General features: G+C 41.3%; 11 protein-coding genes. 7 read left to right on the plus strand and 4 right to left on the minus strand.

Going from position 1 to position 12773, the window contains the following annotated elements:
• Window positions 1–118: 118 nt before the first annotated feature.
• The gene (locus tag M1D84_RS05505) at window positions 119–616 is read right to left on the minus strand and encodes a GAF domain-containing protein (protein ID WP_024424837.1); all 498 of its coding nucleotides are present in this window, start codon (window positions 614–616) and stop codon (window positions 119–121) included.
• 126 nt (window positions 617–742) lie between these two features.
• Here M1D84_RS05505 and refZ point away from each other — a divergent pair, with 126 nt between their 5' ends.
• On the plus strand, window positions 743–1408 hold the full coding sequence (refZ, locus tag M1D84_RS05510; RefSeq protein WP_024426169.1) for a forespore capture DNA-binding protein RefZ: 666 nt from the start codon (window positions 743–745) through the stop codon (window positions 1406–1408).
• Here the strand turns inward: refZ and hisJ are convergent.
• Window positions 1378–2193, minus strand: coding sequence for a histidinol-phosphatase HisJ (gene hisJ / locus M1D84_RS05515; protein WP_149126379.1), 816 nt, complete (start codon window positions 2191–2193; stop codon window positions 1378–1380). The two genes, refZ and hisJ, sit on opposite strands and share 31 nt — an antisense overlap.
• Before the next feature lie 341 nt (window positions 2194–2534).
• Between hisJ and ezrA the strand changes: the two genes are divergently transcribed.
• The gene (ezrA, locus tag M1D84_RS05520) at window positions 2535–4238 is read left to right on the plus strand and encodes a septation ring formation regulator EzrA (RefSeq protein WP_024424834.1); all 1704 of its coding nucleotides are present in this window, start codon (window positions 2535–2537) and stop codon (window positions 4236–4238) included.
• Between the two features lie 40 nt (window positions 4239–4278).
• Here ezrA and brnQ (M1D84_RS05525) read toward each other — a convergent pair whose 3' ends face one another.
• Entirely contained in the window at window positions 4279–5622 is a 1344-nt protein-coding gene (gene brnQ, locus M1D84_RS05525; protein ID WP_073206996.1) for a branched-chain amino acid transport system II carrier protein, read from the minus strand.
• A gap of 213 nt (window positions 5623–5835) precedes the next feature.
• A complete protein-coding gene (gene brnQ / locus M1D84_RS05530; protein ID WP_024424832.1) occupies window positions 5836–7179 on the minus strand; it encodes a branched-chain amino acid transport system II carrier protein in 1344 nt (447 codons plus the stop codon).
• 206 nt (window positions 7180–7385) lie between these two features.
• Between brnQ (M1D84_RS05530) and M1D84_RS05535 the strand changes: the two genes are divergently transcribed.
• The 5 genes from M1D84_RS05535 (at window position 7386) to M1D84_RS05555 (ending at window position 12594) form a co-directional block, all read left to right on the plus strand.
• Window positions 7386–8528 carry a cysteine desulfurase family protein gene (locus M1D84_RS05535; RefSeq protein WP_044335693.1) on the plus strand — a complete coding sequence of 381 codons (1143 nt, stop codon included), beginning with the start codon at window positions 7386–7388 and terminating at the stop codon, window positions 8526–8528.
• Between the two features lie 4 nt (window positions 8529–8532).
• Window positions 8533–9738 carry a tRNA uracil 4-sulfurtransferase ThiI gene (gene thiI / locus M1D84_RS05540; RefSeq protein ID WP_185853770.1) on the plus strand — a complete coding sequence of 402 codons (1206 nt, stop codon included), beginning with the start codon at window positions 8533–8535 and terminating at the stop codon, window positions 9736–9738.
• An 89-nt stretch (window positions 9739–9827) separates the two neighbouring features.
• Window positions 9828–10040: an alpha/beta-type small acid-soluble spore protein gene (locus tag M1D84_RS05545; RefSeq protein WP_024424829.1), complete on the plus strand. Its 213-nt coding sequence runs from the start codon at window positions 9828–9830 to the stop codon at window positions 10038–10040.
• 226 nt (window positions 10041–10266) lie between these two features.
• Window positions 10267–11847 carry an acyl-CoA synthetase MbcS gene (mbcS, locus tag M1D84_RS05550; protein WP_206534386.1) on the plus strand — a complete coding sequence of 527 codons (1581 nt, stop codon included), beginning with the start codon at window positions 10267–10269 and terminating at the stop codon, window positions 11845–11847.
• A gap of 132 nt (window positions 11848–11979) precedes the next feature.
• Complete coding sequence (locus tag M1D84_RS05555; RefSeq protein WP_034624225.1) at window positions 11980–12594, plus strand: LysE/ArgO family amino acid transporter; 615 nt, start codon at window positions 11980–11982, stop codon at window positions 12592–12594.
• The last annotated feature ends 179 nt before the right edge of the window (window positions 12595–12773 follow it).

Raw genomic sequence — 12773 nt, forward strand, 5'->3', positions numbered from 1 at the left:
AAACTCTATTATATGACGCTGGGTAGGAGAAGTCAACCTATTTAGAGGCAGAGGTGACGTTCTCCATTATATAAAGAAACATAAAAAAGCAGACAATGTGTCTGCTTTTTCAAAATGATTACGCATCCGTAGAGACAGATAACGCCTGTTGGAGAATGTCTGTAAATTGAATAAGATAGGTCTCATCTACTTCACTGAAGCGGTCTTTCACAGGGCTGTCAATATCGAGCACTCCAATGATCTGTCCATTGACCTTGAGCGGAATGACTATTTCAGATTGCGATGCGGCATCACAGGCAATATGTCCAGGGAATGCATGGACATCAGCGATACGCTGCACTTCACCTGTCGCAAAGGCTGTACCGCAAACGCCTTTTCCAGAAGGGATGCGCACACATGCAGGCAGTCCGTTAAATGGTCCAAGCACAAGCTCGCCACCCTTTGCTAAATAAAAGCCTGCCCAATTGACTTCAGGAAGTGAGTGATAGAGTAGCGCAGCTGCATTTGCCAAGTTGGCAATCAGATCAGGTTCACCATCTGTAATGGCTTCAACCTGTTTGACAAGCAATTGATAGTCTTTTGAAGGATCGCCAGACTGTTTTTCGACATGAAACATGAAAATCTCCTACTTTCTATCTTAAAAATACATAACTTGCGTCTCGCATGTGGGATTTGTCGAGCAATTGTAAAAGGAACTTCCGCCTTCATCTTGAAGTATGTACACATGAAGAGGGGTGAGCGGATGAAAACATCAACAACCGTGCAGACAAAAGATCGTATTATGGATGCTGCCATCAGACTTTTTAACCAAAAAGGATTTTCTGGAACCTCTGTCCGTGAGATTGCGAAGGAAGCAAACGTCAACGTTGCCCACATTTCTTATTACTTTCAAGGAAAAGGAGGGCTGCTTGAGCAGCTCGTATCCGATTTTTATGAAGGCTACATTCACATGATTGAATCACATCTCCATCACATGGAAACCCGTCATGCAAAAGAATGCTTACTACATGTGGTTTTTGATATTTTATCTTATCAGCACAAGCACCGTCAATTAACCCGTTTCGTTTATCGGGAGGTGACAATTGATTCGACACTCATCAGAGAAATCATGTCGACATATTTAACAAAAGAAAAGTATTTGTTTCAGCTTATCATTGAAAAAGGAAAAAGCACCCATGTAATTTGTGAGCAGCTGTCACTCGCATCCTTTATGATTCAGCTAAAATCACTTCTCATGATGCCATATTTACAGCCGCAATATTTAACAGAGGTGCTTTATTTGAACCCAAGTGAGCCGTATTTCTATCAAATGTACTTTAAGGAGCTGAGCCGCTCGCTTCATTATCTGTTAGAACCAAAAGAGCCGGCACTAGATTCTCATCTAAACCTCATGATGTCCTCGAATTGATCATACGCATATCCGAGATCTTCCGCTTGATGGGCATCAGAGCCGAATATGAGCGGAATTTTTTTCTTTTTTGCAAGGTCAATCATCCATTGATCTAAATAGATACTTCTGGCATATGTTTTACGAAGACCTGATGTATTAAAATCTAAGGACATGCCTTTTTTTGCCGTTTCTTCAAGGCAAAGGGTGACCTTTTGACAAAGTTCAGGTGACATTTCATATGGAAAAAGCTGTTTGAATTTCTGGACAAGGGTGATATGACCGATTCTCTTTGGCTTATATTGGCCTAAAGATGATAGAATAGAAGAATGAATTTGGTCATAGTAGCTTTGATAGACCTGTTCGATGCTGCCATAGATGCTTATTAGCTGCTGGAAGGCATGCTCGTCAAAATCAAGGCAAATATAATCATCGCCAGCAGGAAGAAAGTGAACAGATAAAATGGCGTCGTCTAGTTCTGGACCGTAGCAGTCTAAAAAGGTTCTTGTTTCCTCTTCATACTCTTTGATAAAGTCAACCTCAAGTCCAGTTTTTACTATTAATTGTCCTTTGTATTCTTGTTTCAGCTGAGCCAGTTTCGTGATATACGCTTCAAGGTCTTGGAGCTTCATGGCACTATCCTGCTCAGGTGTTGGATCTTGAAACGATGGAGGCAGCGGGGCATGCTCGGTAAAGGTTATGGAATCAAATCCCTTTTTGATGGCTTTTTCAATATAAGAATGAAAAGGATCAAGCGAGCCGTGCGGGCAAAACGGTGTATGTAGATGTGCATCTTGTTTCAGCATGTCGTCACCTCTTGTCGATATTTTGAAAAACGTGATGTTTATCAGCGAAAATAATGAAAAATCATGACCAAAAATGCTGGTTACATGGTATCATAATAACAATGAAAACGACAGCTTCCGCATACATAAAAGCAGGTCACATTGATACGTGTGATCAAATGATAGAAAGCGCACAAATACTTTCTTGAAAAAACATACATAAAACCGTGAATGGATGGTATTGGAAAACATACGATCCTGCTTATAAAAAAACAAATGCAAAGCGGACACGAAAGGGTTCTCAGGTCTACTCGGGACACTTTTACCCTGACATCACTTAGATCACAACAAGGGGGCTCATTATGGAGTTAATCATCGGTTTAATTGTCATTTTGCTTGCTTTGTTTTCAGTCGGTTATTTCCTGCGAAAAAATATATATAAAGAGATTGACCGATTGGAAGCATGGAAAATTGAAATTTTAAACAGATCAATTGTAGAAGAAATTTCAAAGATCAAACATTTAAAAATGACCGGAGAAACAGAGCAATTTTTTGAAAGATGGCGTGCAGAGTGGGACGATATCGTCACAGCCCATCTTCCAAAGGTAGAGGAGCTATTATATGATGCAGAAGAGTATTCTGATAAATATCGATTCTCCAAAGCCAAGCAGGTTCTTACGCACATTGAGGACTTGCTGAGTGCTGCTGATTCGAACATTGAAGACATTTTAAAAGAGATTGCAGACCTTGTCACAAGCGAGGAGCAGAATCGCAAGGACATTGAAAAGGTCAAAGAACAATATCAAACAGTTCGAAAAAATCTGCTTGCGTACAGCCATTTATATGGCACCCTTTATGACAAAATGGAGCAGGATTTAGATGAAGCCTGGGAAGGGATCAAGCAGTACGAGGAAGAGACAGAAAACGGCAACTATATGAAAGCAAGAAAGATTTTGCTTGAGCAAGACCGCAGACTCGATCAGCTTCAGCTGTATATCAATGATGTACCGAAGCTCATTGCAGACTGCAAACAAACCGTACCAGGCCAGCTGACGAAGCTGAAAGACGGATATAAAGAAATGACAGACAAAGGCTACAAGCTCGAGCACATCCAGATCACTAAAGAGCTTGAGAATTTAAACAAACAGCTGACCCGTGCGGAAAAACTGCTGATTGATGAACTCAATCTGGATGAGGCATCAAGCATTCTCCAAATGATTGATGATGCCATTCAGACGCTGTATGATCAGCTGGAAGCGGAAGTAGAAGCAGGTCAGGAAATCAAAAGCAAAATGCCTGAGCTGACGGAAGCGTTTGAAAAGCTCGAGCAGGATCACACCCAAACAAAGGCAGAAACAGCTCTTGTAAAAGAAAGCTACAAACTGACAGCCGGAGAGCTTGATCAACAGAAGGCGTTCGAAAAACGCTTAGAAGAAATTGAAAAGCTCATGAAACAAATTCGCGAGAAGCTTGATCGTGATCATGTCGCATATTCACTATTAATGAATGAAATCAATCAGCTTGAGACCTTTATCGATGATGCAAAAGCATTGCATGATACATTTAAGGATCATCTTCAATCATTAAGAAAAGAAGAGCTGCAAGCGAGAGAAACACTGGCTGAGCTCAAAACGATGCTGACAGATACAGTGCGTCAGCTGCAAAAAAGCAATATTCCAGGTGTACCTGCTGACATGAAAGAGCAGGCTGAAAAGGCGCAGGAGATGATTCAGCAAGTGCACGAGCAGCTGGAGAACCTGCCGCTCAACATGCCAGCCGTGAATGAGCAATTAAAAGAAGCCTCTGACACAGTGAGACATGTTGTGGATGAGACGGAAGAAATGCTCACTAAAGTGGATCAAATTGAACGAATCATTCAATACGGCAATCGTTTTAGAAGCCAAAATCATATTCTTTCAGAACAATTAAAAGAGGCAGAGCGAAGATTTTATGCGTACGATTATAGCGGTTCATTTGATGTAGCAGCAGCTGCTGTGGAAAAAGCATCACCTGGAGCCGTTCAGAAGCTATTAGCTCAGCAAGAAAAAGAATATCAACATCAATAAAAAAGCTGAAGTCCATTGATAGGACTTCAGCTTTTTTGTATTATGACGCCTGTTTCTGGCGTTCTTCTGAAGCAGAAGAAGTGAAAAGGGAGATCACGAACCCAATGGCGACTCCAAGTATCGCAGGGACAAGCCAGCCAATGCCATGGTCATAAAAAGGGAGCACTGTTTGGAAGAAGTCTTTTACTGGACCGATTGGAAGTTTTGCTGCTGCTAAGCCGTCAAATAAGCTGATGCACCCTGTCAAAATTAATGAGAGGACATATACAGGTCTTCTATGTCCAAGCCATTTATCAGCAAGTGATAGAACGATGATCACAATCGCAAGCGGATAAATCGCTGTTAAGACTGGAACAGAGAAAGCAACAATATGAGCAAGTCCAAAGTTAGAAATGATGAAACTAAATAATGTAACAAGTGTCACGACCATTTTATAAGAAAGCTTAGGAAGTAACTTTGAGAAATACTCTCCGCATGATGTGACAAGACCGATACTTGTTGTTAAACAAGCGACTGTGATGGCAGCACCTAACACAATATTTCCTAGACTGCCGAAAAGGAACTGAGAAGACTGTGCTAAAATTTTGCTTCCATCTCCAACGAATCCAATGGCATGTGTACTAGAAGCACCTAGATACGCAAGTGACAGGTAAACGAAGGCTAATCCAGCAGCTGCAATCAAACCTGCTTTGATACAAGCAGAAGCCAGTGCCTTTTTACTTGTCACACCGCGTCCTTTAATGGCGTTGATGACAACGACCCCAAACACAATAGAAGCAAGAGCGTCCATCGTTTTATAGCCCTCTAGAAATCCTTTGAAAAATGACCCGTTGCTGTAAGAGACATCAGGTGTGCCAATGACGCCCATCGGCGTTAGAATGGCTTTGACAATAATAATGAAAATAATTGTAAATTTAATCGGTGTTAACACTTTCCCTACACGATCCACAATCTTCGTTGGATTTAGAGCAAGATAATAAGTAATACCAAAAAAGACAAGTGTGAATACAAGAAGTGAGAGCCAAGCTGGTACACCTGCTAAAAAGGGTAATGCACCAATTTCATATGAAACCGTTCCTGTACGAGGAATAGCGAAAAGCGGCCCGATAGATAAATATAAAATGACGGTAAACGCTGTTCCAAAAGCCGGGTGGGCTTTATCAGCTAATCCTTTCGCATCTCGACCTGTTAAAGCGATCGCAATAATCCCTAGAAGAGGTAAACCGACGCCTGTTAATAAAAATCCGCCCATTGCTTTCCACACATTTTGCCCAGCATATTGTCCAAGTTCTGGTGGATAAATCATGTTACCGGCGCCGAAGAATAGAGCAAACAGCATAAAACCTATGATAATCGTATCTTTCGTCGACAAAGTTGCCTTCATTGCATTTAAAGCCTCCATTGTTATGTTGAAATATTCTGTTAATTACTTGCTAAGTAACCGTTCATCATTAACATTCACTAATTATAAAGGATGTACGCCTGATGTCAACATGTGTTTTCGTACAAAAGTCATGAATTTTTCTATTTTAGTATATGAAGAACAATAAAAAACATCCCCTTCCACAGAAGAAGAGGATGTTTTGGTTCACGATAACTAGGAGGCGAGCTGTTTCGGCGGATTGGTAAACATCGAAATAAGTAAACCAATCACAGCTCCGAGAATAGCTGGTACGATCCAGCCAATCCCTAAATCGTAAAACGGAACGATTGAACCTAAAATCTTAGGGAAGCCCCCTAGATTGACTTCGGCTGCTAATAATCCATCAATGATGGCGAAGAAACCAGTAAAGATGAGAGATACGATATAAATGAGTCTTCTACCGTTAATCCAGCGGTCAAGGAATGACAATAAAATAATGACAATGGCCAATGGATAGATGGTCACAAGAACTGGAACAGATAGAGAAATAATTTGTGCCAATCCAAGGTTTGCAACCAGTGTACTAAATAAAGAAACAATTAGAACGACTGTACGGTACGAAAAGCTAGGGAAAAGCTTTGAAAAATATTCCCCGCAAGATGAAATAAGTCCAACACTCGTCGTTAAACAAGCAAATAAAATGGCTGCGCCAAGAACAATGTTACCAGCAGAACCGAATAAAAAGTTGGCAGAAAGTGAAAGAAGCTTGCCACCTTCATTGGCTCCAACCATGCCCGTCGCATCAGGGCTTGAAGCACCGACATAAGCAAGTGAAATGTACACGAGTGCCAGTCCAATAGCAGCCACGAATCCTGCTTTAATACAAGCTGCTGCAAGAGATTTACGCTCCGTAATGCCTCTGTCTTTAACAGCTGTTACCACGACGATCCCAAAAACGATAGAAGCAAGAGCATCCATTGTTTTATAGCCTTCTAAAAAGCCAGTGAAGAGCGGGTTTGCTTTATATGTTGCATCAGGAGCACCGATCATTCCCATTGGCGTAGCAATGGCTTTAATGACAATAATGGCAATAACCGTTAATAAGATCGGTGTTAAAATTTTACCAATTCGATCAACCAGCTTTGAAGGATTTAACGCGAGCAGATATGAAATGGCGAAAAACACAACGGTAAAGATGAATAGCGGTACCCATGAAGTAGATTGGGCACTTGACAGGAAAGGAGCTAATCCTATCTCATACGAAACCGTACCTGTTCTCGGAATAGCGAAAAATGGTCCAATGGACAAATACAGGATGACGGTGAAAATGGTGCCAAATTTAGGATGAGCTTTATCAGCAAGTCCTTTTGCACCGGTACCTGTCAGTGCGACTGCAATTACCCCTAGAAGCGGAAGACCTACTCCTGTGAGTAAAAATCCACCAATGGCGAGCCATACATTCTCACCAGCATATTGTCCAAGAACAGGTGGGAAAATCATATTTCCTGCGCCGAAGAATAATGCAAAAAGCATTAGACCAATGGCTAGTGTCTCTTTTATGCTTAAACTATTTTTCAAAATAGTCCCTCCTCAATCTCAATCAGTGTAGTGTGTCAAATTAAAATATTCTGACAATTTAAATGTTTATGTGACAATTGCACTATGGATGATATAGTGAAAATGAAAAGTTGTCAACTGCCATTTTCAGAAAATTCTCTGTCTGACTTCATTATGGTAACATATAAATGCATTTATTTTTTAAGCTTTTTGTAAGGAGTTACAATATGATCTATCTTGATAATAGTGCAACAACTAAACCTTATCCAGATGTTTTACAAGTATATCAGCAAGTGAGTGAGCGTTATTTTGGAAATCCATCTTCACTTCATCAGCTCGGGATAGATGCAAGCCGGCTGTTAAATGAAACGAGGAAACAAATGCTTCACTACACGGGCTTGAAACAATATGAGATTATTTTTACTTCTGGTGCAACAGAAGCGAATAACATTGCCATTAAAGGAGCAGCACTTGCCAAAATGAACCGGGGCAAGCATATTGTGACCACAGAAATAGAGCATCCTTCTGTTATTGAATCGTTTGAACAGCTGAAGGCGTTATTTGGCTTTGACATCTCCTATATTCAAGTAAATGAGCATGGCCATGCAGATATGACTCATTTAAAAGAAGTGCTTCGCCGTGATACAGTGCTTGTCAGCATGATGCACGTCAATAACGAAACCGGTGCCATCCAGCCGATTGAAGAAGCCGCTGGCATCATTCGTGAGCATGCCGAAAACGCACTTTTTCATGTCGACGGGGTGCAGGGAATGTGCAAGGTCGCACTCAATAAACAGCTGGATGTAGACCTTTTGACGATGTCAGGCCATAAAATTCATGGATTAAAAGGTACAGGAGCACTCTTTTTAAAGAAAGATGTCACTCTCGCCCCTTTCATTACTGGAGGAGAGCAGGAATTAGGGCTTCGTTCAGGTACTGAAAACCCTGCTGGAGCTGTCAGCTTAGCAAAAGCCATGAAACAATCATTTGAACAGCTTGACAAGTATCATAATGAGATGCTGAACTTAAAAACGCAGCTGCAAAAACAGCTTGGAGAGATAGAAGGTATTGTGATGAATACACCGAGGGCGCAAAGTGCGCCGCACATTGTGAATTTTTCAGTACCGGGTATTCAAATTGAGGTCCTCCTCCATATGCTTGAAAAAGAAGGCATATATGTTTCTACAACCTCTGCCTGCTCAGCCAAGAAAAAAGAGCCAAGCCGTGTACTGCTGGCAATGGGAAAACCAGAGGAAGTAGCCAAAAGCAGTATGAGAATCAGCTTGACGTATGGACAAGGACCAGAGCTTGCAACGCAAATCATCACATCAATCGCACAAAGTGTGAAAAAATTAAAAGGAATGAGATAACAGCATGAAATATGATCATATTTTAGTCCGTTTTGGTGAAATCTCAACAAAAGGGAAGAATAGAAAGAAATTTATTGAAAAACTAAGACAGCACATTCGGTTCGTCTTAAAGGATTTTGAAGCATTAAAACTTGCATCTGATAGAGACCGCATCACGATTATGCTAAACGGAGAAGACCCTGAACCGATTTCAGAACAGCTCAAAAGTGTATTTGGTATTCAGAGCTTTAGTCTTGCGGTTAAATGTGAGACGAATTTAGATGCGATTAAAGAAGCAGCACTAACAGCGGTACAGGAAGTATATGAACAAGGAAATACATTTAAAGTCTCAACGAAACGCTCTTATAAACAATTTGAACTTGATTCAAATGAAATGAACCGCGAAATTGGCGGACATGTTCTAAAGAATACGGAAAACCTAACAGTCAATGTGAAACAGCCGGATGTACATTTACGCATTGAAATCAGAGAGCACGCCACGTACATTACATTTAAAGATGTCAAAGGTGCAGGCGGCCTGCCGGTCGGTTCTAGCGGAAGAGCGATGCTCATGCTTTCAGGCGGCTTCGACAGCCCAGTTGCCGGCTATCAAGCGATGAAACGCGGAATTGAAATTGAAGCTGTGCATTTCTTTAGCCCGCCGTATACAAGTGAACGTGCCAAACAAAAGGTCATTGATCTTGCAGAATGCCTGGCAGCATATGGAGGCAAAGTGAAGCTTCACATCGTACCTTTTACAAAAATTCAAGAGCTGATTCATAAACAAGTACCTGAAAACTATACGATGACATCAACAAGAAGAATGATGCTGAAAATAGCTGACAAAATAAGAGAAAAGCGCGATGCCCTTGCGATTATTACCGGAGAAAGCCTTGGTCAAGTGGCAAGCCAGACACTTGAAAGCATGTATGCTATTAACCATGTGACCAATACACCAATCATTCGCCCGCTCATTGCTGTCGATAAAAATGACATTATTGATGAAGCGAGACGAATTGGCACATACGATACAAGCATTCAGCCTTTCGAGGATTGCTGTACGATTTTTACGCCGCCGTCTCCTAAAACAAAACCAAAGCTTGAGAAGGTAGAACGCTACGAAAGCTTTGCTGATTTTGAGCCGATGCTGAACGAGGCAGTAGAGCAAATTGAAACAATTATTGTGACAAATGAAAAGAAAGCAGCAGACGAATTCGCTGATTTATTCTAAAACGAAAATTTCATAATAATTACCATAAAATCAATCGCATGAAGTCATGTGTTTCTACACATTCTATATTCACAAGGAGGTGAGAACACATGGCTCAACAAAACAGACAAAGCAGTTCTAACCAATTACTAGTACCAGGCGCTGCACAAGCTATCGACCAAATGAAGTACGAAATCGCTTCTGAATTTGGTGTAAACCTTGGTGCAGAAACTACATCTCGCGCTAACGGATCAGTTGGTGGAGAAATTACTAAGCGTCTTGTATCTTACGCTCAACAACATATGGGTGGCGGATCTTTCTAAGACACACAATTTAAAAGCTATGGCTTATGAGCGGGATCCTTCCCGCTCTTTTCTTTTTGTACATATAAATAGTTAGAATATTTTTAAAAAAGAAGACGGATTTAAAAAATTATGGCATAATACTAGGAGTAGGTCCTAATTCAAGCATTTTTCAGTTATGAGTGTTAGAATAGGTAAATTGAAACATGTTTCGTTTCATAAGAAAGAGGCTAAAAGGAGCTGTACCATGAAAAGAGAAGACTTAATTGCACCAGAACAATATAACTTAGTCAGTGAGATTGAAGCGTTCAGTCATGACAAGGAGAAAATGGCCCTGCACTGGCAGGATGGCAATGGCCACGAAGCACATGTGACGTATGCAGCATTAGTGGAAGAGGCAAATAAAATCGGACATGTTTTATTAAAAGCAGGCTTCAAAAAAGGCGATAAAATCATTGTGATGGTGCCGCGCATGCTCGAGGCATACAGCATTTATTTAGCAATTTTGAAAACAGGAATGGTCGTGATTCCTTGTTCTGAAATGCTGCGTGCGAAAGATTTAGATTACCGAATTGAACACGCAGAAGCAATAGGAGCGATCGTCTACTCTTCATTCATTCAATCGTTCGACGGAACCAAAAAACCAAACGATTTTAAAACATTCTCAATCGGCGAAAATGATCATGGCTGGACAAACATTCTAGCGCAAAAGGAAGAGCAATCAAACGAGCTTGAATTGGCAGAGACAAAGCGCACAGACATGGCGTTTTTATCCTATACATCAGGTACAACAGGGAACCCTAAAGGGGTTGTTCATACACACGGATGGGCGTATGCACATTTACGCACAGCTGCCAAAGCATGGCTCTCCATTAATGAAGGAGATAAAGTATGGGCGACAGCAGGACCAGGCTGGCAAAAATGGGTGTGGAGCCCCCTCTTATCTGTGTTAGGAAGTGGAGCAGAAGGCTTTGTATATGGAGGGAAATTCAATCCAAATACATACTTAGAGCTGCTTCAAAATAATGAAATCAATGTCCTATGCTGTACACCGACAGAATACCGCTTTATGGCAAAAGTAGATGATTTAAGTCAGTACGAGCTGCCGAAGCTGCATAGTGCTGTTTCTGCGGGAGAGCCGCTGAACCGTGAAGTTATTGATACATTCAAAAAGCATTTCGATATAGAAGTACGAGACGGCTATGGCCAAACTGAAAGCACACTGCTCGTAGGGGTGTTAAAAGGAATGGACATCAAACCAGGCAGTATGGGAAAACCAACCCCTGGCAACGAAGTAGATATCATTGATGAGGATGGAAACGTCTGCGCACCTGGAGAAATTGGTGACATTGCGGTCCATCTTGAAACGCCGGCTTTATTTAAGGAATACTATAAAGACGAAGAGCGTACAAAAGCGCAGCGCCGTGGCAATTACTTTATTACGGGTGACCGCGCGAAAAAAGACGAAGATGGGTACTTCTGGTTTGAAAGCCGCAGAGATGACATCATTGTCAGCTCAGGCTATACAATTGGACCGTTTGAAGTAGAAGATGCGCTGATTAAGCATCCAGCAGTGAAGGAATGTGCAGTTGTGGCGAGCCCAGATGAAATCAGAGGATCAATCGTCAAAGCTTACGTTGTCCTTCGTGATGGAACTGATCAAAGTGATGAACTGATCAAAGAGCTGCAAACACATGTGAAAAACACAACAGCACCGTACAAATACCCAAGAGAAATCGAATTCATTGACGAACTGCCAAAAACACCGTCAGCGAAAATTCGCCGTGTAGAGCTGAGAGAAAGAGAGCTTGCACGAAAAGGTCAATAATAAAGAAGCGAGAAGCGTTCGGATGGAAGCATCCGGCGCTTTTTTTGTACGGAAATTGAAATTCATTGAAAGCAGGCAGGGTGCTTTATGTTAAAATATGTAGGAATTTCTGAAAAAGGAGAATGTTAGTAAATGTCCATTGCGATCATTCATGGAATTGTGCTTGCCTTTGGTCTCATTTTACCTTTGGGTGCACAAAATGTATTTGTATTTCAACAAGGAGCGCTGCAGCCTCGATTATATCGAGCAATGCCTGTCGTCATCACGGCTGCTCTTTGTGACACACTTTTAATTGCTTTAGCTGTCATAGGTGTTTCTGTTGTGGTGTTTACCATTCCAGTGCTGCAAATCGGTCTTTATATCATTGGTTTTTGTTTTTTAGTATATATGGGATGGTCTGTATGGAACACAAGCTCATCATCAGGTGATCAAGAGAAGCAGAAATTAATGCCTGCAAGAAAACAAATTGTATTTGCCTGTTCAGTTTCTCTTTTAAATCCCCATGCGATTCTCGATACGATTGGTGTCATTGGTACGAATTCGCTGCAATATAGTGGGGCAGAAAAGCTGGCGTTCACACTTGCCTGTATCATCGTGTCCTGGTTATGGTTTATGGGGCTCGCCCTTTTAGGGAAGATGTTAGGAAAGTTAGATACAAACGGCAAATGGATGAACCGTATTAATAAGGCTTCGGCGGTCATGATCTGGCTGGTTGCGTTATACATTGCGTATCAATTGATTGTGTAAAGGTACATAGAGAATGAAACAAAGAAGCGTTTGGACGTAATGATCCAGCGCTTTTTTTGTGTATTGGACAGGCTTTCCAGCCAGTGTCAGTACGATCTTAAGAGGTAAATCAGATGCAATTGCCTGGAGGAAATGATAAAGAGTAGGCTTTATGCTACATTATCACTAGTGGGTTTTAT

Source organism: Bacillus sp. PK5-006 (genome assembly GCF_054161415.1).

Bases quoted from the DNA above. Each gene is read 5' to 3' on its own strand.
- hisJ (WP_149126379.1), bottom strand. From the start codon at position 2,193: ATGCTGAAACAAGATGCACATCTACATACACCGTTTTGCCCGCACGGC.
- brnQ (WP_073206996.1), bottom strand. From the start codon at position 5,622: ATGAAGGCAACTTTGTCGACGAAAGATACGATTATCATAGGTTTTATG.
- M1D84_RS05555 (WP_034624225.1), top strand. From the start codon at position 11,980: ATGTCCATTGCGATCATTCATGGAATTGTGCTTGCCTTTGGTCTCATT.
- refZ (WP_024426169.1), top strand. From the start codon at position 743: ATGAAAACATCAACAACCGTGCAGACAAAAGATCGTATTATGGATGCT.
- mbcS (WP_206534386.1), top strand. From the start codon at position 10,267: ATGAAAAGAGAAGACTTAATTGCACCAGAACAATATAACTTAGTCAGT.
- ezrA (WP_024424834.1), top strand. From the start codon at position 2,535: ATGGAGTTAATCATCGGTTTAATTGTCATTTTGCTTGCTTTGTTTTCA.
- M1D84_RS05535 (WP_044335693.1), top strand. From the start codon at position 7,386: ATGATCTATCTTGATAATAGTGCAACAACTAAACCTTATCCAGATGTT.
- thiI (WP_185853770.1), top strand. From the start codon at position 8,533: ATGAAATATGATCATATTTTAGTCCGTTTTGGTGAAATCTCAACAAAA.
- M1D84_RS05545 (WP_024424829.1), top strand. From the start codon at position 9,828: ATGGCTCAACAAAACAGACAAAGCAGTTCTAACCAATTACTAGTACCA.
- M1D84_RS05505 (WP_024424837.1), bottom strand. From the start codon at position 616: ATGTTTCATGTCGAAAAACAGTCTGGCGATCCTTCAAAAGACTATCAA.